This window comes from Phycisphaeraceae bacterium, assembly GCA_019636735.1.
GTDB lineage: Bacteria > Planctomycetota > Phycisphaerae > Phycisphaerales > SM1A02 > VGXK01.
Genome location: JAHBWY010000003.1, coordinates 424,748 through 446,606 on the forward strand (window position 1 = coordinate 424,748; position 21,859 = coordinate 446,606).

General features: G+C 66.2%; 16 protein-coding genes and 2 tRNA genes. 3 read left to right on the forward strand and 15 right to left on the reverse strand.

The genetic code is table 11. From position 1 onward, the window contains the following. Nucleotides 1-26: 26 nt before the first annotated feature. Nucleotides 27-554: a DUF1844 domain-containing protein gene (locus KF724_05845; GenBank protein MBX3355203.1), complete on the forward strand. Its 528-nt coding sequence runs from the start codon at nucleotides 27-29 to the stop codon at nucleotides 552-554. An 18-nt stretch (nucleotides 555-572) separates the two neighbouring features. Here KF724_05845 and KF724_05850 read toward each other — a convergent pair whose 3' ends face one another. Together KF724_05850 and KF724_05855 are read right to left on the reverse strand one after the other, a co-directional pair. After that, entirely contained in the window at nucleotides 573-1,571 is a 999-nt protein-coding gene (locus tag KF724_05850) for a UbiA prenyltransferase family protein (GenBank protein ID MBX3355204.1), read from the reverse strand. Further along, nucleotides 1,564-2,370 (reverse strand): YmdB family metallophosphoesterase, encoded by an 807-nt coding sequence (locus KF724_05855; GenBank protein MBX3355205.1) that lies wholly within the window; start codon nucleotides 2,368-2,370, stop codon nucleotides 1,564-1,566. Before KF724_05855 ends, KF724_05850 begins: the two co-directional genes overlap by 8 nt. Nucleotides 2,371-2,434: 64 nt before the next feature. Between KF724_05855 and KF724_05860 the strand changes: the two genes are divergently transcribed. Both KF724_05860 and KF724_05865 read left to right on the forward strand, forming a co-directional pair. Then, the gene (locus KF724_05860) at nucleotides 2,435-3,070 is read left to right on the forward strand and encodes a DUF3553 domain-containing protein (GenBank protein ID MBX3355206.1); all 636 of its coding nucleotides are present in this window, start codon (nucleotides 2,435-2,437) and stop codon (nucleotides 3,068-3,070) included. A gap of 221 nt (nucleotides 3,071-3,291) precedes the next feature. Next, the gene (locus KF724_05865) at nucleotides 3,292-3,540 is read left to right on the forward strand and encodes a hypothetical protein (GenBank protein ID MBX3355207.1); all 249 of its coding nucleotides are present in this window, start codon (nucleotides 3,292-3,294) and stop codon (nucleotides 3,538-3,540) included. Between the two features lie 33 nt (nucleotides 3,541-3,573). Here the strand turns inward: KF724_05865 and KF724_05870 are convergent, their stop codons facing one another. The 13 genes from KF724_05870 to accD all read right to left on the reverse strand — a co-directional run bounded on the left by KF724_05870 (nucleotide 3,574) and on the right by accD (nucleotide 21,848). Then, entirely contained in the window at nucleotides 3,574-5,412 is a 1,839-nt protein-coding gene (locus KF724_05870; GenBank protein MBX3355208.1) for a VCBS repeat-containing protein, read from the reverse strand. Nucleotides 5,413-5,606: 194 nt separating this feature from the next. Continuing rightward, on the reverse strand, nucleotides 5,607-9,653 hold the full coding sequence (locus KF724_05875) for a DUF3418 domain-containing protein (GenBank protein ID MBX3355209.1): 4,047 nt from the start codon (nucleotides 9,651-9,653) through the stop codon (nucleotides 5,607-5,609). Then, nucleotides 9,653-9,725 (reverse strand) — tRNA-Val (locus KF724_05880). Before KF724_05880 ends, KF724_05875 begins: the two co-directional genes overlap by 1 nt. Nucleotides 9,726-9,803: 78 nt before the next feature. Further along, nucleotides 9,804-9,877 (reverse strand) — tRNA-Asp (locus KF724_05885). Nucleotides 9,878-9,986: 109 nt separating this feature from the next. After that, nucleotides 9,987-13,016 (reverse strand): DNA polymerase I, encoded by a 3,030-nt coding sequence (gene polA / locus KF724_05890; protein MBX3355210.1) that lies wholly within the window; start codon nucleotides 13,014-13,016, stop codon nucleotides 9,987-9,989. A 16-nt stretch (nucleotides 13,017-13,032) separates the two neighbouring features. Continuing rightward, nucleotides 13,033-14,259, reverse strand: a complete 1,227-nt coding sequence (locus KF724_05895) for a hypothetical protein (GenBank protein MBX3355211.1) — start codon at nucleotides 14,257-14,259, stop codon at nucleotides 13,033-13,035. 41 nt (nucleotides 14,260-14,300) lie between these two features. Then, complete coding sequence (locus KF724_05900) at nucleotides 14,301-14,861, reverse strand: hypothetical protein (protein MBX3355212.1); 561 nt, start codon at nucleotides 14,859-14,861, stop codon at nucleotides 14,301-14,303. Then, entirely contained in the window at nucleotides 14,858-15,667 is an 810-nt protein-coding gene (locus tag KF724_05905; GenBank protein MBX3355213.1) for a hypothetical protein, read from the reverse strand. Before KF724_05905 ends, KF724_05900 begins: the two co-directional genes overlap by 4 nt. Nucleotides 15,668-15,749: 82 nt before the next feature. Continuing rightward, nucleotides 15,750-16,787 (reverse strand): rod shape-determining protein, encoded by a 1,038-nt coding sequence (locus tag KF724_05910; protein MBX3355214.1) that lies wholly within the window; start codon nucleotides 16,785-16,787, stop codon nucleotides 15,750-15,752. Nucleotides 16,788-16,845: 58 nt separating this feature from the next. Next, a complete protein-coding gene (locus KF724_05915; protein ID MBX3355215.1) occupies nucleotides 16,846-17,025 on the reverse strand; it encodes a hypothetical protein in 180 nt (59 codons plus the stop codon). A 66-nt stretch (nucleotides 17,026-17,091) separates the two neighbouring features. Next, the gene (locus tag KF724_05920) at nucleotides 17,092-17,994 is read right to left on the reverse strand and encodes a hypothetical protein (GenBank protein ID MBX3355216.1); all 903 of its coding nucleotides are present in this window, start codon (nucleotides 17,992-17,994) and stop codon (nucleotides 17,092-17,094) included. 101 nt (nucleotides 17,995-18,095) lie between these two features. Beyond that, a complete protein-coding gene (lnt, locus tag KF724_05925) occupies nucleotides 18,096-20,957 on the reverse strand; it encodes an apolipoprotein N-acyltransferase (GenBank protein MBX3355217.1) in 2,862 nt (953 codons plus the stop codon). Nucleotides 20,958-21,014: 57 nt separating this feature from the next. After that, nucleotides 21,015-21,848 carry an acetyl-CoA carboxylase, carboxyltransferase subunit beta gene (gene accD / locus KF724_05930; GenBank protein MBX3355218.1) on the reverse strand — a complete coding sequence of 278 codons (834 nt, stop codon included), beginning with the start codon at nucleotides 21,846-21,848 and terminating at the stop codon, nucleotides 21,015-21,017. Nucleotides 21,849-21,859: the final 11 nt, after the last annotated feature.

The following is a 21,859-nucleotide window of genomic DNA, read 5'->3' on the forward strand; positions in this document are numbered from 1 at the left end:
CGAACCCTCGCACACGGAGAAGCACCATGACCCAGCCGCCCGACGAGCCCCGCCTGCAAGTTGACGCCGATTGGAAGGCGCAGGCGCAGGCGGAGAAGGAGCGACTCGCGAAGATCGACGAGGAGCGTGCGTCGCGCGAGGGTGCTCGCGGAACCTCGCCGGAAGGTCTTCCCCCCGCCGACTTCCGGAGTCTTGTCGGCATCCTCGCGAGCCAGGCGATGTCGGGCCTCGGCGCCTATGGCGACGAGAAGGGTCGCGTGATCGTTGACCCGATCGGCGCGAAGTTCGCGATCGATCTCCTGGCGGTGCTCGAAGAGAAGACCAAGGGCAATCTCACCCCCGAGGAATCGAAGGACCTCGAAGGCATCATCCGCGAACTGCGCATGCGGTTCGTGCAGATCATGCAGCTCGTCGCCCGCCAGGGGGAGATCGATGCTGCCGCAGGTCAAGGCGGTGCCGCCGGCCCCGGGTCGGCCTCGTCCGCTGCGGCCACTCCAGCGGCGCGTCCTCCCGCCAAGGGCGGTGATGGTGGCCCCCGACTCATCGTGCCCTGAGCGGGCACCCGACCCCTCTCAATACGCCACAAGCTTCGCGAACCACGGAGCGACCTGAGGCACGAAGAGCGTCACCAGCGTGCCTGCTGCAAAGAGCAGGACGGCGACGAGGACGGTGCGATCCTCGGTCAGAATGCCCAGCGGACTGTCGGAGCGTGCGAGATTCGCGCGGCGGAAGAAGCGGTGGATGACCACCACCACCAGCGGTGAAAGCAGCGCGAATCCGATGGCCCGCTCGCCGAAAAGCCGCTTCGCGTGATCGGAGAGGGCGTACATCAGGTACATCAGGATCGTCATGACGCCGCTCATCGCGAGCAGCCAGTTGAGTTCATCGCGATGCTCGTACCCAGCGCGCGGTTTCCACTCGACGGCGTCGCCGCGCCGCCGCGCCGCGTCCGCCGACGCGAGGTCGCAGAGTCGCTTGATGAAACCAAGGTAGAGAGTCAGGAAGAAGACGCACAGCAGCAGCCAGATGCTGATGGGCACCTGAATGGCCACCGCGCCACCAATCGCCCGCAGACAGAATCCCAGCGAGATCGAGGCGACATCGACGAAGGGCACGCGCTTCAGCCGGAGGTTGTAGCCCACCTGGAGGAGCGCATAGAGCGCCACCGTCAAGGCCAGCCCGTGGTTCACCGTAAGGGCGAGCAGCATCGCACCCGCGATCAGAGCCGCACCGAGGGTGATCGCGCTCCCCGGCGTGATCGCCCCCGATGCCACGGGACGCCGACGCTTGACCGGGTGCGTGCGATCCTCCGGCGCATCGAGCGCATCGTTCACGGCGTAGAAGCCGCTCGCGGCCATGCAGAAACAGACGAAGGCGATCGCCGAGGCGAAGATCGCCGCGCGGATCGCCTCGGCATCGGCGCCGCGACCTTCACCTGCGAAATAGAAGACGATCGGAATGAGAACGAAGACATTCTTGACCCAATCGCCCGGGCGCAGAAGGCGCAAGATCGCCTTCGCACCGCGAGGTGTCGTTGCCGACAGGTCGCTCGGGCCGGCGTGGTCAGCCATTGCGAAGCTCGAACCGCTCGATGCCCAGGGACAGGCCCGAATCGACATCGACCTTCACTGCGGCACCGCAGATGCGGACATCACCGCTGGCAACCTCGAACTGCACGGGAAGTGACGAGACCATGTGCTTCACCACCATCGACGCATCCCGGCCGATGACCGAGTCATAAGGGCCGCACATTCCAACATCGGTCTGAAAGGCCGTTCCACCCCGCAAGCGCCGCTCATCAGCTGTGGGCACATGGGTATGCGACCCCAGCACCGCGGCGACACGGCCATCCAGGTGGTGGGCAAGGGCCGCCTTCTCGCTTGTGGCCTCCATGTGCGCTTCAACGAGGACGACTGGTGACCGCTCCGGGATCGACGCCAGAAAGGCGTCGGCCGTGGCGAAGGGATCCCCCGCCGGCATGGGAAAGAAGATTCTTCCGAGCAGCGTGATGATCCAGATATCCCGCGGTCGCTCCGGCGTCGCGGGAAGTCTGATCCAGCGCTTTCCGGGAGCCCGATCGGCCAGATTGGCGGGGCGGGCGATCGGCTCCTGGGGGTCCTCGAGCACCGGAACGATCTTCAGGTCCCGAAAGCAGTGATCGCCGAGGGTGACGGCGTCCACGCCCATCTCCCGCAGGGCCTTGTAGAGCTCCGGCGTGATCCCCGACCCATTCCGAATGTTTTCTCCATTGGCGATGATCGCCGATGGAGTGTATTGTTCACGCAGCGTCGTCAGGTGGTGCCGTAGGGCCTGTCGCCCCGGTGCACCGACGATGTCGCCCAGGAATACGAGCGTCATCGCGCGTGGCATGGCTGCAATGTAGCAGCGTGGCACCGATGCCGCCCAAGGCACGCGCGAAGCGCGGGGAAGCATTATGCCGATTGCGGCGTTGAAGCAAGGGGATCAGATCCGACATCCAAAGCGACCCGAGTGGGGAATCGGGGTCGTCACGCGCATCGAACTCATCTCCCGAGAGGGACAGAGCGATCAGCGCATCTGGGTTCGTTTTCCCTCGGTCGGCGTGAAGACCCTGCTGGCGAGTGTCGCGGCACCTGAACTGGTCGGCGACGCGGCCGATGCGGCAGGTCAGTTCCATGTCCAGCCGACGCTCGTCGATCTCGAAGCGCTGCGCGAAGGTGGCTGGCTCGGTGAGATCGCGAAGAACAAGCCCGAGGATGCGATGCGTTCGCTGCCCCCGCGTGCGACCGATCCCTTCCTCAGCACAGGCCGACGCCTTGAGAACACACTCTCCCTCTACCGCTTCTCGGGCCAGGGGCGCAGCCTGATCGAGTGGGCCATTGCCCAGAGCGGGCTCGACGACCCGCTCAGTCGTTTCAGTCGTCACGAACTCGAAGAGTTCCACAAGCGCTGGCGCTTCGACCTTGATGCCCACCTCGGTCGTCTGCTCGGTGAGATGCGTCGGGAGCCTCAGACCGTGCAGGCCGCGCTCTCGCGGGCGCCTGCTGCGGCGGTCTCGGCGGTCAAGCGCATCCAGCAGATGCGCGGCTGATCGGCCGGACTGCGGGCGATCGCGCATCAACCCCGACCGTCAGTCTCAATCGCTCCTCCCGGGAGTCCGCTCAGTTCGACTGTGCGGATGTTGCGGACCCATTCCTCCGAAACATGGCGGTTTGCCTTCACTCGCCCCCGGATGCCGCGCACCATGGCAGCAGGCGAACCCCGGGTGGTTCGGGAGTCGCCGACAGTCATCATCGAAAGAGCGGAGTTGTGATGGATCCTTCTTTGCAGGCAAGGCTCGCGGAGATCGTCGATCGAATGCTCGCCCAGACTCACCCCGACGCCGCCGGTGCCGAACCGGTGCTGCGGCGCCACATCTTCGAGCTTCGAGATGCGCTTGACTCGCTGCGCCTGACTGTCAAGTACCTCGCCTTCGATCTTGAGGCGACGCGTCGCGAGAACGCCCTGCTTCGGCGCGAGTTGGAGCAGCGGCCTGGTGGTGGGAACTCCGGCCGCTCCTGAGCGTTCGGTTCGGACCAGCTTGACCCGCGGCGCTCAGCCCCAGTTGCCCAGCAGGATCGCCAGGTCGGCGCCGTTGACCACGCCATCAAGGTTCAGGTCGAATCCAGTCCCGTTCTCGCCCCAAGCTTCGAGCAGAAGCGCGAGATCGGCGCCATTCACCACGCCATCGAGATTGAAGTCGCCCATCGAACCGGTGAGGATCGCGGTCAGCAACAGGTAGTCCTCGAAGTCGATCATGCCGTCGCCGTTGAGGTCGAGGCGCTCGAGGCCGGGCGTCACCGGGTTGTAGCAGTTCACCGCCAGCAACGAGAGATCCTGTTGGTTGACGATGCCGTCACCATTGGCATCGCCCAGCGCCGAGGGAGGCCAGAGCGTCCACCTCTGGTTCACCGAATAGTTGGTCAGGACTCGAGTGGTCCCCGTGTTGGGCCAGAGAATCTGAATCTCATCCATGACACTCGCCTGCGCGAGGCCAAAGTGGAGGGTCATTTCGTTCTGTCCGAGGTAGCCGTTGGCGCCGATCATCGGCTGGCGCATCTGCCAACTGGAACCTGTTCGTACCCGCACCGTTCCACCAAGCGCGTGGAGGTCCTTGTTCTCTCCGCGCAGGTCGAATCTCGCCCACTTGTTGCTGGCCCCTGAGTGATTGATGTAGAGCTGCACATTCGAACCGAGGTGCGCCACTGCAAGGTCAAGATCGCCGTCACCGTCGATGTCCGCATATGCCGCGCTGTAGGGATTGGTGATCGGTCCGGCGAGACCGAGGAATGCCGTCATGTCCATCATGGGCGGCGAGCCCATGTTGTAGAAGAGGATGTTCGACGCAGTCTGATTGACGACGAAGAGGTCTTCCCAGCCATCACAATCAATGTCGAGGAAGATCGACGCCCACCCCGAGGCGTAGACCGGAACGCCCCACTCCTGCTGCTGCTGAACCCACATGCCCGGCGAGGTCTGGAGAAGCAGCGGATTCTGCCCGAAGAGCGGCGCCACATTCCCAGGCAGATTGGTGCAGTAGAGATCGGTTCGGCCATCGCGATCGACATCGCCGACCGCGACTCCCATGCTGAAGAGCGCCACGCCCGTGCCATTCTGCTGGCCGATCTCGACGAATTTCCCCGGACCGTCATTGCGCCAGTAGCGATTGGGCTCGAAGAGCATCATCATGCCGCGGTCGTTGCTCAGGTAGATGTCGAGGTCACCATCGCCATCGAGATCGGTCAGGACCGCAATGAATGAGAAGGCCTTGCTGTCGAGGCCCCACGCCTCGGCCACATTGGTGAAGGTCCCGTTGCCGTTGTTCCGCCACACACGGTTGCGGGCGTTGGAGGTTCCGGGAATTGCGCTGACATAGTTGCAAACGAAGAGATCGATCCAGCCATCCCCGTCGAGGTCACCCCACGAAAGGCCCTTCGTCGCCGCGAACTCCGTGAGCCCCGCCTGCGCCGTCACTTCGACAAAGGTGAAGTTCCCGAGGTTCCGGAAGAGATGAATGCCTCCGCCGAACTTTGCGATGGCGAGATCCACTAAGCCGTCGCCGTCATAGTCGCCCGCTGCGAAGTTGCTTCCCTTGACCATCGGCGGAATGCCCACAGTCCCGGTTCGATCGATGAAGTGGCCGGTCCCATCGTTCTCGAAGATGCCGACTCGATTCTCGGCATTGCCGATCACGATGAGATCAGGGTGACCATCGCCATTGAGGTCGGCGAAGCCGATGGGGGTCCCGCTGTACAAGGCTCCCGCGGGAACTGGCGTGTAGTTGACGCCACGAGCCAACGCCTCCTGGGTGAATGGCACAAGTTGAGCCGCCACAGGCGACACCAGAACCGCGCCAAACATGACCGCCGCCAACCACCACGAGTTCTGGTTCATCCCACTAGTCCTCGAAGAGAACATCCCACACCACCCAACGCCCCCGACACTGCATGAAGAATAGCCGCGCCCCGGTTCGCTGCAAGGCCGACGCCGCCAGCACCCAGCAATGCGCTCCCCGCCCGGCCCTCCCGCTGTTCCCCGGCCGGTCGGCCTGGACGCGGCACCTCCCCCACTGCCCCGATTGGCCCGAGCTAGCCGAGCTTGGCCCAGAGAGCTTCAAGCCGCTCCAGCACGGAAGCCCGGGGCGGCGCCCCCTCGGCCCACACTCGAATCCGAAGCTGTTCGACCTCTCTAGCGAACTGAACGGCCTCGCCATGCCGAGCGGCCCCCGAAGGATGCGCAGCGAGTACGGCCGCCCGGCGATGCAGCCAGGTCACCAGATGAGCGGAGAGGTCGTGGTCGCGTTGCACGCCTCCTCGGGGGAGCCGCTCCCATCGCCGCAGCGCCGCATCGAGGAGTTCACCTCGTCGCTCGATCTCATCGAGAGGCTCGGTGGACGGAAATGGAACCGCGTTCGACCTGAGCGCGTCGGCGACTGACTCCTTCGCAAGTTGCCACTCGGCGGGTGACGCTGCTGCGAGTCGTGCTTCGAGCGCCGCGCGGGCACGAAGGAGACGCAGCGCTGCTCGAGCCACGCGATCGGCAAGCTGATGAACTTTCGGCGCTGCATCGGTCACGCGCACATCGAATGCCTCAGCGGATCGGGGCTCTGGTGGTGCCGTGACCGCAAGCTCCGCAACCACGCCTCGAAGGGACGCGAGCGCCGTGGAGGCCGGCTCGAGCGCTTGCCACAGTGACTCGATCTCCTTCCACTGCGCGTGGAAGGTGAGATGATGATCGATGGCTGAGCCGAGATCGGCGAGGGCCAGTCGTCGGAGTCCGAGCCGCATGGCCGAGGCCGCCTCATCGATCGATGGGAAGAGCTGAACCCCGACGGTTGAACCTTCATCAACCACCGCGGGATAGGCGACGCCCACCTGCGGGCCGAGGTCGACCTGCTCCGGCAGCGGAGGAAAGTCCCACGCCACACGGCCCGAACAGGCGATCGACGCGGACACTTCCTTCGCCCGTTCCGCGAATCGGCGCTCGGCCGCCCCCGCCCAGCGCTGCTGAAGTTCTGCAAGGTTCCGCCCCGAATCGAGGACGCGCTGCTCCTCATCGATCACCTCGAAACGCATGGCAAACTCGGGCGAGAGCGCGTCGAGACTGAAGTCCGTCGGCTCGACCGGCAGACCTCCCAGCTCCGACAGGTACGCCGCCAGTGCTCGGCGAAGCGATCCCTTCCCCTCAATCGACGCAAAGTGCTCGGTCGCCCCCGCCGCCACCTCGCGCGCCGGAGAGAAGCGCACACGCAAGCGCTTGGGAAGGGTGCGGAGGAGCGCCTCGATCTTCGATTGGAGCATCCCGGGGACGAGCCACTCCATGCGCTCGCCGTCGAGCGTGCGCAGCGCTCCGAGGGGCACCTGCATGGTGACGCCATCGGCACCAGCGCCCGGGGCATGTTCATAGCGCAGCGGCAACTCGCCCGCCGTCGTCGCGAGAGTGTCCGGGTAGGCGCTCGTATCGATCGGGGCACGAAGAAGATCCCGCTCACTCATGAAGAGAGTCTCGGGCTGTCGCGCCTCGACGCGTCGCCGCCACGAGTTGAACGACGGCGCATTGACGACACTCCGCGGCACTCGAGCGTCATAGAACGCAAAGCGAGCCTCGACATCGACCAGAAGCCCATGTTCGCGCCGCTTGTGTTCCACGGCCTCGAGGCGCTGCCGAAGGGCGCGATTGTGCTCGAGGAAGGCCGCCCCACCGCGAAGCTGCTCCTCGACGAGCGCCGCGTGAATGAAGACCTGCCTCGCTCCCTCGGGATCGATGGGTTCATAGGGCACACGGCGACGGGCGGTCAGGACCAGGGCACCGAGCACGACCTTCTCCCATGCGGCGACATGCCCCGACTCCGGCAGGTAGTGGGGCTCGCTCGCCTGTCGCTTCACCATGTGCGGCGCAACCCGTTCGACCCAATCGGCCTGAATGCGAGCCACCATCCGCGCGCTGCGGCGACCGATGTCCACGACCTCCGAGGCGACGATCCAGGTCGGCGAGCGCCGCGCGAGCACGCTGTCGCGATGAATCACGAAGGCCGCGCCGGTCACCCCCGCGTAGGTGCCATCATCCTGCCGTCGGCCGATCTGGGAGACGAATCCGGCGATGACGGCGCGGTGGATCTCCGACTCGCGCTGCGGGGGCAAAGGGCGCGGCACCGCGTGATCATTGGGAGCTCTGGCAGCGCTGGCGGCGCTTGCGGGGCCGGTAGCGTTGGCGGGGTTCGCGTCGCTGGCAGCCCCTGCAGCGTTTGCAGCGCTTGGCGTGTTCGCAGCGCTCGCAGCTCGCGCGGACGGCGCCTTCGGACCTGAGTCCGCCCGATTCGGACGGCGTCGTCGGCGTCGCCAGGAGTCGACCTCGAGGCGCGCCAGTTGATCATGGACCTCGATCCACTCCCGCACACGCCGCGGCGCCAAGCCCTCCTCACGACACCAGCGCGAGAAGGCGTTCGAGCCCATCGTTCGCTTCGCCAGCATGACCTCATGCCAGAGACGAAGAAGCGTCAGGAAGTCGGAGTCGGGGTGCCTCACTCGGGCGAGCAGGCGAATCGCGGTGGTGGCCTCATCAGGTGCGGGTCCGTCGACGGCATCCACACCCGGCTCGACTTTCGGCGCTGGCACATCCTTGCCATGCGGCACCCCTCCGCGGGCTTCGGCCATGCCAGCGCTCGCGGGTCGGCTCGAATGCCTCGACGCGGCGGCGACGGTGATCGGGTTCTGCACGGAGAGCGCGGCCGCAATCGGCAGCACCTCGGGAAGGCACTCCGACTCCCGCGCCGCCAGAAGCATGCGCGAGGTCCGAGGGTCAATCGGCAGGAGCGCCATCCGACGGCCGATGGGCGCAAGTTCACCGCGCCGCGAGATCGCACCGAGTTCGACCAGTGTGTCGAGGCCATCATGCCAGAGGCGCGCCGCGGGCGGGTCGATGAATGGAAATGACTCTGGATCGCCGAGGCCCGAGGCCTTCATGCGAAGGACGACACCGGCGAGATTGCTGCGCAGGATCTCCGGCGTGGTCTGCGCCGATCGCTCGGCCAACGACGCCTCGGTGTAGAGGCGAATGCAGAGGCCCGGACCGATGCGACCGCAACGCCCCGCTCGCTGGGCCGCGCTCGCGATCGAAATGGGCTCGACGAGCAGTCGCTCGACGCGGGCCCGCGACGAGTACCGTCGCAGTCGCGCGACGCCACTGTCAACCACGGCGCGAATGCGCGGCACCGTGAGACTCGTCTCCGCCACATTGGTCGAGAGAATCACCCGCCTCGGGCCGGTCGGACGAAGCACGCGGTCCTGCGCCTCGGCGGGCAGACTGGCCGAGAGGCGCCAGATGGTCACGCCGCGCCGCTCGAGCTGCGGACCGAGCGCTTCATGACACTCCGCGATCTCCCGTTCGCCCGGCAGGAAGACGAGCACATCACCGCCCGGCGTTCGATCGAGCGCCTCAAGCACGGCGGGAGCCACCACCTCGGGTGAAGCCGGGTCGTCGACATCGCCCTGCTCCGGGTCGCGATGGTTGATCTCGATCGGGAAGAGGCGCCCCGAGACCTCGACGATCGGTGCGCCGCCGAAGTGCTCCGAGAATCGCGCCGGCTCGATCGTGGCGCTCGTGACGATGACGCGCAGGTCGCGCCGTCGATCAACGATCCGGCGCAGGGCGCCGAGCAGCAGGTCGACATTCAGGCTGCGCTCATGCGCCTCGTCGATGATGATCGTGTCATAGCGCTGGAGCCAGGGGTCTCCCGCCAACTCCGCGAGCAGGATGCCGTCCGTCATCAGGCGGATGCGGGTGCGCTCGCTTGCCTTCGAGTCGAAGCGAACCTGATAGCCAACCAGCGTGCCGAGTTCCGTTCCGCTTTCGGCCGCGATGCGAGCGGCCACCGATCGGGCGGCCAGTCGCCTCGGCTGGGTGTGGGCGATGGCACCGCGGGCTCCTCGACCCGCGTCGAGGGCCATGCGAGGCAATCGTGTGGTCTTCCCCGATCCCGTCTCACCGCAGACGATCACCACCGGGTGCGCGTGCAGGAGCGCGATGATCTCCTCGCGGTGATCGTCGATGGGCAGCGCCGCCCGCTCCGGGTCGACCAAGGGGCTCGATGGCGAACCTTCCTGCATGCCTCTGACCTGTCCGATGGCCCCGGCCATGAGCGCTGCTGGATTCGAACCAGCGACCCCTGCTGTGTAAGAGCAGTGCTCTTGCCGCTGAGCTAAGCGCCCGCAGGTCGCTCATCGTCGACGCGACGCGGAGCGACCTCGAAACGAAGAGAGCCGCCGCATCTGCGACGGCTCGAGGAACGAGGCGGACGGGAATCGAACCCGCAACCACCGGCGTGACAAGCCGGTACTCTAACCAATTGAGCTACCGCCCCTAAGTTCCGAGGGGTGGCCTCGGCCCCGTAGTGTAGGGCGCCTTCGCAACTCGTCAAGTCCACCGGCGCGTTCAGGTTCCCGGCTCTTCGTCGGCCGCTCCCGGAGCGATCACGCTTCGAACCAGTTCGGGCCGACACCGGTGTCGACGCGCAGCGGAACGCTCAGCGCCATCGCCGCCTCCATGCTGGAGACGACGCTCATCCGCAGCGACTCCGCATCGGCGGCGGGAACTTCGAGCACCAGTTCATCGTGAATCTGGAGAAGCAGGCGACTGCCCGGGTGGCGCTCCGGAAGGAGGCGCTGCACCTCGATCATGGCGAGCTTGATGAGGTCGGCGGCGCTCCCCTGCACCACCGTGTTGATCGCGATCCGCTCGCCCAGGGCTCGCTCGGCCGGATTGCGCGAGTGCACCTGGGGCACGGGGCGACGCCGCCCCATGATGGTCGAGACGAATCCCTCGCGCCGCGCCTGCTCCACGCACGCGGAGAGAAAGGCATCGATCCCGTGAAAGCGGGCCTTGTAGTCCTCGATGATCTTCCTCGCCCGCTCCACCGTTGCGCCGCCTCCGAGCCGTCGCGCCAACCCCCACGCCGTAATGCCGTAGACGATGCCGAAGTTGACCATCTTCGCGGCGGAGCGCTGCTCGTCGCTCACTTGATCCGGGGGGACGCCGTAGACCTCCGCAGCGACCGCGCGGTGGATGTCATCGCCGCGGCGGAAGGCCTCCCGAAGCGCTTCATCGCCCGAGAGGTGCGCGAGCAGACGAAGCTCGATCTGCGAGTAATCGGCGGCCAGAAGAAGGTTCCCGGGATCGGCCACGAACGCGCGACGGATCTCCCGCCCCACCTCGCTCCGGATGGGAATGTTCTGCAGATTGGGGTCACTTGAACTCAACCGGCCGGTCGCCGTCACCGCCTGGTGGAAGCTCGCGTGAATGCGGCCGTCACTGGGGTCGATCGCCTCGCGCAGCGCGACGAGATAGGTGTTCACCAGCTTGGTGAGCCGGCGATAGTGCACGATCATCGAGGGGAGCTCACTCGTGACCTCGGGGTTCAGGGTGAGCTTCTCAAGCACTTCGACATCGGTGCTGGCGCCGGTCTTCGTGCGCTTGATGACGGGCAGACCAAGGCCCGGTGGATCATCGGTCGGCTTGCGAAAGAGCACTTCGGCGAGCTGCTTGGGTGAGTCGGGATTGAAGGGGCGCGGCGCGAGGTCGATGATCTGGCGACGCAGCTCGTGGATGGACTTCTCGAGACCGGCCCGCTGCCTTTCGAGCTCCTCCGCGTCGACGCGAATGCCGTTCCACTCAAGCTCCGCCAGCACGCGCACGATCGGCACTTCGAGGTCGCGATAGAGCGCTTCGAGCCCCTTCTCGCGGACCTCTCGGATCAGGCGCTCATGAAGGCGCCATGCAATGTCCGCGTCCTCGGCCGCGTAGGTCGCCGCGCGGTCGAGCGGCGCGGTGTCGAAGGTCCTCATCTCCCGGCCCCGTCCGATGAGTGCCGAGATCGGGATGCATCGATAGCCGAGCAGGCTCTCGGCAAGGGCGTCGAGACCGTGGCTCGCGCGGGTCGAATCAACGAGGTAGCTCGCGACCATTGAATCGCCTGCGAGCGTGCCGATGCGCACCCCATGCCTTCGCAGCACATTGAGATCGAACTTGAGGTTGTGACCGATGACAGGTGTCGCCGGGTCCGAAAGGAGCGGCCCGACGATCGCCACGACCTCATCGAGTGTGCAGTGCGACGACGGCTCCGGCGATCGGACTGGGATATAGACCCCCGTGCCAACGCCGAGACTCAGGCTGATGCCGCAGAGATTCGCTCTGACCGGTGAGAGACCGTCGGTCTCGGTGTCAACCGCGAGGTTGGCTCCGCGTGCGATCGCCTCGCGCGCCCGCGCCACGAAGTCGGCGATGGACGCCGGATCCCTGAGCAGCCGATAGGCCCCCTTCGCGAAGGCTTCACTCGCCGGATGAGCGAGCCAGAGATCGGCGCCATCACTCCCGGCCCCGACGCTCCCCGCGAAAAGCGTGCCCTCCGCATCGAGCGCATCGGCGACCGCGGCCGTTTCACCGTCTCCCGAGCCGTCAACTTCTCGCCCACCGTCGCGCTCGCCTGCATTGGTCGGTGGCTTCGAGCCTGTTCCCGTCCCTCGCGTTCTTCCCCTTGATCGCGAAGCCGTACCAGCTGGCACCTCGCCCTCGGCGAGCCCGGCCGGCGGAGTCTCGCCCGCGCGGCGCGCGGTGCCCGCCCCGAGAAGCGCCGAGATCTCATCGCGCAGGCGCCCGAAGCCGAGCGTGTGCATGAGCTCGAGGACCGCCGCCGGATCGATCGAGCGCAGATCAACGCAGGTGCTCGCGAGGTCAAAGGGCACCTCGCAATCGGCCTTGAGTGCGACCAGTTGCTTCGAGAGCGCGAGCACACCACGCGCCTGCTCGATCGCCTCGCGCTTCTTGCCCTTCACCTTGTCGAGATTGGCGAGGAGCGCCTCAAGTGAGCCGAACTCTGTGATCAGCGCCGCTGCGGTCTTGGGGCCGATGCCGCGGACTCCGGGCACATTATCGACTGTGTCACCCATGAGCGCCAACATGTCGACGACCTGAGACGGCGAAACGCCCTTGGAGTCGAAAAGGCGCTCGACATTGAGCTCTTCCCCGGTGTGCGCATCAAAGAGTGTCGTTTGCTCATCGAGAAGCTGGCCGAGATCCTTGTCCTTGCTGACGATCCTGATGCGCACTTCCGGGTGTTCGCGGCGGACGCGCCCGACCACGGTCGCAATGACATCGTCCGCCTCGACCTCTTCGATCGCGAGTACGGGAATGTGCAGCAACTTGCAGAGCTCAATGCAGCGCTCGACCTGCGGCTCGAAGTCATCGGGTGGTGGATCGCGGTGCGCCTTGTACTCCGGGTAGAGCTGGCTCCGGAAGGTCCCATGGTCGCCCGAGGCATCGATCACCACCGCGAGAAACTCCGGCGTCTGCTCACGCAGGAGCTTCGTGAGCATGCCCGTGAAGCCGAAGACCATGTTGGTCGGCTCATTGGTGATTGCGCTTCGCAGCCCGGTGCGAATGGCGTGATAGGCGCGGAAGAACTGGGCGTGACCGTCGATCAGGTAGAGAGTGGGCGGATGGCTCATGCTCCTTCACCGCCCATCACGCGGAGGCCGTGGGCCAGGTGCCGCGCGATCGCTTGTGCAGGGCGCGAAGTCGAGCCTCCATCGCCGGCGGCATCGTGACCCCGCGCCGCGACCAGACGGCGCGAGCCACCTCGATGAACTTCTCGAATCGGTAGAGCCTGCTTCCATCATCGGTCAGCCATGCGAAGCGCGGCACGAACGCCGGCGCGAACACACTGGTGGCGATCATCGCGCCGGTGCCGATGACGCAACCCGTCGTGAGACGCGTCAGGATCGCTGTCTTCGCGTGGTCGCCGATGATGGAACCGAGGAACTGGCGACCGCTGCGCTCGAGCGGCGCATCGGCTTCAAGCCGCAGCGTCACTTCGCCGTAGGTGTTCAGGAGGTTCGAGTTCGTCGTGCCCGCACCGAGATTGACCCACTCGCCCACGAAGGAGTCGCCGAGGTGACCGTCGTGGGCCTTGTTCGAGAAGCCCTGGAAGATCGTGTTCCCGATCTCGCCCGCCGCGCGGCAATGCGGACCGATCACCGTGCGCGCCTTGAGCAGCGCTCGCTCGGCCACAATCGACCGAGCACCGATGAAGGTCGGCCCGACAAGCACCGCTCCGGGACGGATCGTCGCCCCTTCATCGATCACCACCGGCCCCTCCTGCGCATCGATGATGACACCGGGGAGCACGGTCGCCGAGGAATGGGCCAATGCGGGTGCCGCGCCAATGACGGTCACTCCCGCCCGAGTGGCGAGAGAAGGCAGCGAGGCGAAGCGCTGCCGGACATCGTCGGCGATTCGCGCCGCGAACGACGACGGTTCGAGCAGGTCCCAGGGCCTCGCCGCAAGGAGCGTTCCATCCTCTTCCACTCGCCCGGCGGCTCCGGAAAGATCCCCATGCTCCAGCCAGCGCAGCGCCGCCGCGGCGGAGAGCCGGGCCGCAACGAGATGACCACTGCGCTTTTCAAAGAGAGGCGTGGTCGCATCGACGAAGCGCCGCGCATCGAGGAGCCGACCGTTCAGGAGGAGCACTTCACCCACTCCTTCGGGAATCCGATTGACCGGAAGGGAGTGCCTCGCGTCAAGGAGAGGTGCGAGGTCCGGCGCACTCCAGAGTGCGGCGACGGGCGCCAGACGCTCGATGTTGGACAGCGCACCACTCCTGAGTTCAAAGCTCGCGCGGAGGTCAGTCAGCGGCCCGAATCGACCCAAGCCATCGTCGAAGAGGATGATCGGCGGATGTGATCGCGCCATGGATGCACTCTAACAGTGGACGGCGGCAGGCTCCGGGGCGCTTACCTCAGCGATCGCCCCGCCACGCCCGGGAAGCCCCACGCGGGAATGGTGCGCATCAGCAACCAGCCAATCGGCAGGGCAACGGCACCCGACCAGAGCGCCCAGCGGCTTCGCATGGCGAACTCTCGAAGCACCGAGTCGCCTCCCCATGGTGGCAGCGACTCAGGCAGCCACCCTCGAAGCGACCAGATGGCGCACCACACGACGGTCGACGCCATCAGGAAGACGAAGGTCGCCACCGCCAGCGTCAGCGCATGTCGGCGCACGAGGGCACCGCGCAGCGTCAGGACGAGTTGGCCTCCGAAGGCGAAACCCAGCGCCCATGGCCCGACGACGACGATCGTTCGGCCATCGAAGGGAATCGGCGCCATCAGGTCGAGCGCCGCCCCTCCGGCCACCGCCGCGAACCATGCCGCGTCGCGCGACGCGAGGAGCAGCACGAACACGACCAAGATGGCGGTGGTCGAAGGAACCGCGCCGCCGAGCTCGAGCGCGGGCATCAGCGCAGCGTCGACAGCGAGGGTGACTCCAAGCACAAGAATGAAGAGGGCGAACCTCACGGCTCGGCGTCCCCCTTGACCACCACCACGCCGACCCGCGAGACCTCCACCTCGGGAATGACCTCGATGCGCAGGCGCAGCGGATTGCTGTCGAGCGGTCGCATCGAGCGCACGACGCCCAGTCTCATCCCCTGCGCCGCCCGCTTCCACGCAGGATCGGCGAGGCGCACGATGTCTCCGACCGCCACGCGACCACCGGCCGCGATCTCCCCCACAAGACGATCACCACCCTGCGGCGAGAGTTGCACCGGCACGAAGGCGGCATCACCGCCGGAAGGATCACCGCCGCTCCCCGGGTCGATGAGTGCGTCGATCCGTCCGTTCAATCGATGGGTCGTCGGCACGATCAGCGCCCGGTGCGACTGTGGCTGGTCGGCGATCCGGCCCAGCAGACGGTCGCCCTTGACGACGACCGGATCACCGGCGCTGACGCCTGCGTCGCGCCCGACATCCACGGCGAGAAGTTCGGAGCCCGGACCCGCGACATGGGCCAGAATCGACGCGGAGATCGGCCTCGCACCGGAGCGGTCCAAGCGCCGGACCGCCTCCACCGCCTCAAGCCTCGCCTCGACCTCGCCCACGCGAAGCCGTTCGGCAAACCAGAGCGCTCGATAGTGATCCCGGTCTTCGGTCAGTTCGCGCAGGCGCTCGTCGATATCTCCCGGCGCCGTCGCCGCCGGCCGCAGCGCCCGACGCACGCGCGCGAGCGTCCACTCGAGTGGACGGATCGGCACCGCTGCGATCGCCGCGACATCGCTGCTCCACGGCGCAAGCCACGCCGGGGGCATGCATGCCGCCACTCCCATGACCACCATGAGGGCAAACTTCGACCGGCGATGTTGAGAGCGCACCCGAAGAATGTCGCCTCCTCTTCAGGCGTGGCGCCACTCACGGGCCATCCGCATCGGACTCCATGGTGACCTTGAGCAGCTCGAGATTGTCGAGATAGATCGAGGTCCCGCGAGCGACGCAGGTCAGCGGCTCATCGGCGATCTTCACCTCGAGCCCCGTGGCGTTCGAAAGGACGACATCAATGCCGCGCAGGAGCGCTCCGCCACCGGCAAGGGTGATGCCGTTGTTGACGAGGTCGGCCGCAAGCTCGGGCTCGGCCTTCTCGAGGGTGCGAAGCACCGCCTCGGTGATCGCCCGACAGGGCTCCGCGAGTGCCTCGCGAATCTCATCACTCGTGACGACAGTCTTCCGCGGAAGTCCGGTGACCATGTCCCGCCCGCGCACCTCCATGGTGAGCGTCTCCGTCACCGGCGCCGCCGAGCCGATCTCGATCTTGATCTTCTCAGCCGTCTGCTCGCCGATCGTGAGCGAGTAGTGCTTCTTCATGTGGCTGATGATCGCCTCGTCGAGGTCATCGCCCGCCACGCGGACGCTCTCGCAACTGGCAATGTCGCCGAGGCTCATGATCGCGACCTCGGTCGTGCCTCCGCCGATGTCGACGATCATGCTCGCCGTCGGCTCAAGGAACGGAAGCCCAGCGCCCATCGCGGCGGCCATCGGCTCTTCGACGAGATAGACCCGCCGAGCACCCGCCCGCTCGGCGGAGTCGAGCACGGCCCGCTTCTCGACGGCGGTGATGCCGCTCGGCACCGCGATGACGACGCGCGGCCCGATGACCCGGCTGCGCCCATTCACCTTGCGGATGAAGTAGCTCAGCATCGCCTCGGTGATTTCGAAGTCACTGATGACGCCATCCTTGAGCGGGCGAATGGCGCTGATCGAGCCCGGAGTCTTGCCGAGCATCTCCTTCGCCGCCCAACCCACGGCGGTCCCATTGTTGATGACCTTGTTGGTGCCCTTGCGTACCGCCACCACGGAAGGCTCGTTGAGCACGATGCCCTCGCCCCGGACGCACACGAGCGTGTTGCAGGTCCCCAGGTCGATACCCATGTCGACGCTGAACCACCCAAGCAGCGAGTCGAGATTCACCGCGATCGCCTCCTTGCGGCGGTGCAGTCACGCCGCCGCGTGTTCAGCGCTCGAGATAGTGCAACGGTCCCCCGGTCTGACCCTGCACCGTGGTCTGCTCCACATTCCGCAAGGCCACGAAGATGATCCCGACGAGCAGCATCAGCGCCGCCGCGGCCAGGAGACCCGAGTAGACATCCGGGCGGCTGCCGGTTCGGGCGACGGGTGTGGTGAGCTGGGTCATGAATGCACCAAAGGTGAGCGAACGGAGAGTCGACGGCGTGAGAGCAGAGTGGACGCAACGATGCGATCACTCGCCCTTTCGGGCCACGGCCTTCTGGCCGGTGCGCACTTCGCCGCGAGCCTGCGAATCTTCGAGTTCCACCACGCCGGTCGACCGGGTCAGGTCCACGGTGGTCAGACGGAGGTTCCCGATGAACTTGCCGCCATCGGCGATGGTCATGACCCAGCCCGGCTGAACGCCATCACGGCTGCCGGCGTTGATTTCCGCAAGCACCGAATCAGGCCCGCGCCGCACCTGAATGATGGTGGCCGAGAGCGACCGATCGGCGGGAATCCGCAGCGCGTCGGTCATGGAGGAGACATTGCCGCCCGTGGGCAGCGGTCCGACCCACGCGACGAACTTGCTGATGGTGCTCATCGCCTGATCGCGCTCTTCCATGAGGCGCTGAACCTCTTCCTGGAGGGCGCGACGCGAGGCGTCGGCGACATCAAGCTTCGCGCGGGTGGCCGTCAGGTCCTCGTCGAGCTTCACGAACTCCTGCTCCACCTGCGTCAGCCGGCTGCGCACCGCAATGATCTCGCGGTTGAGCATGTTCACGATCTCAGTCTTCGCCTTGTCGTTCTCGGCGTAGGTCTTCATGATCGCGTTGAAGTCATCCTGCCGAGCGCGAAGACCGATCAGCTCGCTATCGCGGGTGGTGATCTGGCTTCGGAACTCACTGTTGCGAGCCTCGGACTCCCGAAGCGCGACCTTCAGTCCCTCGAGTTCGATCGAGCGAGCCTGAAGTTCGCTCTCCGATCGAGCGCGGGTGGCGTCTCGATCACGAATCGCCTCGTTGGCGCGAGCCTGTTCCGACTCCCAGCGGCTCTTGAAGGTTCGCTCGTTGGCGGCATTGACCATCACCAGCGGCACGAGGGCCACGGTGAAGAGCGACACGATGACGATGAAAATCTTGGTCAGGATGTGCACGGATGGTCCTCAGGCGATCCAGCGAGCGTTCGTTCGCCACTGGGGCAATGGAGCGAATGAAAATCGCAAGTCTTGGTTGTACATCGACGCCTCGCGTCCTGTCAACGACTCCGGGGAATGTGTCCACCTGCGGCAAGCCGGAGCAATGCCCCGGCGGCGGCAATCTGAACCTCCGGATTTGAGTCGTAGAGGCGCGCCTCCACCTGCGGAAGTGCGGACCCGTGGCCGCACGCCGCCATCGCCCGGACCGCGAGGGAGCGAAGCTGCGGATTACGGTCCATGAGCCAGGTCCGGGCAAAGTCGGTGCAGATGGTCGGGTCGCCGGCGCCGAGATCGGCAAGTGCGATCAGGGCGAGAAGGCGAATCTCCGGCGGCCGCGTCGCGTCCCCGCCCGCATACGCCACGGCCTGGAGGGTTCCGATCGATCCGCCGTCCCTGATTCGGGCCACCATCTGGCAGGCGAGCGCGATGAACTCCGCCTGGTGCGATGGAGCGAAGAGAGCCGCCCGAATCGGCTCGAGCTCCGAATCTTCGCCGAGCTTCGCGAGCGCCTCGGCGGTCTGGAGGTCGGTAATGCGGCGCCGGGCGGGATCGGCGCGGGTCATGCCGAGTCCGATGGTGCTGCGAAGGAGTGGAATCGCCGAGGGATTCCCCAGGTCACCGAGGATCATCACGGCGTTTCCACGGACCTCTGGGTTGTCGCTTCGCACCATCTCGGCGAGCGGCGTCATGTCCACCGGCAAACCCAGGCGGGCGAGCGCGAAGATGGCGGCGGCACGGACGGACTCGCTCTGATCCATCAACAGGGGCTGAACGAGATTCGCCATCTCATCGAGCCGCGCCTTGCCGACGGCCATCGCCGCAACGAAGCGAACACCTCGATTGGGATGGACGAGCGCCTTGCCGACGACAGGCCGCAGCGCCTCAGGGTCGATGGTCAACTCCTCGATCGCATTGGCGACGAGGATCGGCGAGTTTGATCGGGCCGCAGTCTGAAGGAGATCAACCGCGCTGCGATAGGCGCTGCCCGAACTCATCACGGGAATCCCGGGCGAGGTCGGCCGCGCCGGAGATTCACTCGATGCCCGAGCGACTTCAGGCGCCACGCTCTGCTCGCGCGTGCTCCAGGCCTGCTGATCAACCGGCGCGTTGAGACCGAGGTCAGCGCGGGCCACTCCCGGTGAGGCGACCGGGGGCGTGGGTTGCGGCGAACGCTTCGCAGGCGGCGCATCGCAGGCGAGCGGCAGCGCCAGCAGCGCGAAGAGCGCCATGGCACGAGCGGATGAACGAGCGCGGCGATGATTGGGCATGAAGGTCCTTGCTGCGAGAAGTGCGGCGCCGAGCATCATGATCCACGATCCTACATCCCCGATTCGGGCGTAGAGCGACAGGCCCTTCGCCAGCGGCGGCTCGACCAGCAGCCAGCCATCCTCGCGCGGAGGAAGGCGGGTGATCACCCGACCCGCTGGATCGATGAGCGAACTGAGCCCCGTGTTGGCGACCCTGACGACCGGCGTCCGAAGCTCGACCGCGCGCCAGCGGGCCGCGAGTTCGTGAGCTCGACGCCCGTCGTCGACCGAACCGAACCAGCCGTCATTGGAGAGATTGATGATGAGATCGGCGCGTCGCTCACCAGCTTCGACGACGAGCCTTCGACAGAGCCCCGGGATCGTGATCTCGAAACAGATCGGAGTCACGATCCGCGTTCCATCGCCGAGGGTGAACACGACGAGTTCGGTGCCTTCATCGAGGTCGAAGGTGAAACCCCGGGCCCCGAGATCAAGGAGCTTCTGCTCGAGCCACTTCGAGGCGCGGATGTACGGCATCGTCTCGCCGAAGGGGGTGAGCTGCATCTTGTCGTAGCGCTCGTACGGCGGCTCCCCGCGCACGAGATAGGCGCTGTTGTAGCGCCGGTGCCAGTGCCAACGCCGACCATCCTCCGTCAACCCTTCAAAGGCGTTGCTTCCGAGGAGCATGGGCACGCCCCCCTTCTCCACCAGTTCCTCGATGGCCGAGGAGAAGAGGTCGGCAGGCGGAGTTTGAAGAGCGATTTGGAGTCGAATGGTGTCCCGCTCAAGCCCGAAGCCGGGGAGCATCGTCTCCGGCCATGCGATCAGTTGAAGATCGCTCCCTCGCCGACGCGCTTCAACGATCGCTTCGACCGAGAGATCTCGGAAGCGCTCGAAGTCCCTGATCTGCTGTTCGAACTTCCACGCCACCTTGTTGCTCGAGGGCACATTCGTCTGGATGACGGCCAATGAAGGGCCGGGGCGAAGGTCGAGGCGCCCGAGTTCGATCGGTCCGATCACGATCACGACGATCCACGCCGAGACCACCGGGGCGAGCGCCTTCCAAGGCCGTGGTCTGCTCTCTCGATGGATGATCACTCGCGCCACTTCGGAGCCGGTCCACGCACAAACGGCGCTCAGCACCGTGACTCCGCCCAATGCGGCGATCTGCGCCACCCAGGTCGCGTCGATCAGCGGATGGGCCAGCAGATACCAGGGATAGCCATCGAAGAAGAGATGCGCACGGAAGCACTCGATGCCGGTCCAGAGGAGCGCTGCGGCCAGTGGAATCGCGCGCCACGAGAGCCCCGGGCTCGTGCGGACGACGCGCGCGAGCCCGCCGACGAAGAGCGCCGGCCAGATGGCCATGAGCGCCGAGAGGGCGGGCCATCCGGCGTCGCTGACATCGATGATCCAGCGCTCGGTCCACAGCCACGCCGGCAGCGCGAAGAGCCAGACGATCGCGACACCCGCGAGCCTGACCGCCCCACTCGCGCGGGCGAGGTGCACGGCCGCGATCACGAGCGGCGTGATGACCACCGGCGCGAGAATCCAGAGGCTCCACGGAGGAAACGACGCGAGCAGCAGGAGTCCATAGGCGAGCGTGCAACCCGCAACCATGAAAAGCGTGCGCCAACGCCCTGGAGACGGCGCGACCGCGGACGGAGCCGTCATGGCTCTGGCACCGCCGCAGGCCGCTCCCGCGCGACGCGTCGCCCGCTCGGGAGAAGGTCACTTGCCCGCATAGTCGATGACGCGGCTGATCTCACTGCGGAGCTGGGAGCGGTGCACGATCCGATCGACGAAACCCTTGTCGAGCAGGAACTCCGAGGTCTGGAAGCCATCGGGGAGTTCCTGACGGATGGTCTGCGCAATCACCCGCGGCCCCGCAAAGCCGATCATGGCACGCGGCTCCGCGAGGATCACATCGCCGAGCATGGCGAAGCTCGCCGTGACGCCGCCGGTGGTCGGGTCAGCAAGAATCGAAATGAACAATCCGCCGGCCGCATCGAAGCGGGCGAGCGCGGCCGAGGTCTTCGCCATCTGCATGAGCGAGAAGCCCGACTCCTGCATTCTGGCCCCGCCTGAACAACTCACGACGATGAGCGGCAGATCCTGGTCCGTGGCGCACTCGACGCAGCGCGTGATCTTCTCCCCCACGACCGATCCCATGGAGCCGCCCAGAAAGGTGAAGTCGAGCGCCGCCAGCACGACCTTGCGACCCTTGATGAAGCCGGTTCCCGTCTGGATGCCGTCATTCTCGCCGGTCTTGCGCTGGGCCTCGGAGATCCGCGCCAGGTAGGGCTTCTGATCGACAAAGTGCAGGGGATCCATCGGCGCCATGTCGGCGTTCATCGCCTCGAAGCTGTCGGGGTCGACGAGTTGCTGGACGCGCATCCGGCCGCTGATGCGGTGATGATGGTCGCAGCGCGGGCAGACATGGAGGTTCGCTTCGAGGCTCTTGCGGAAGATGCTCTCTCCGCACGCGGGGCACTGAAGCCAGAGCCCGTCGGGGACCCCCTTCTTGGCGACCGTCTCCTGTGGTTCCCAGATCTGTTCAGCCACGCGTGCTCCTC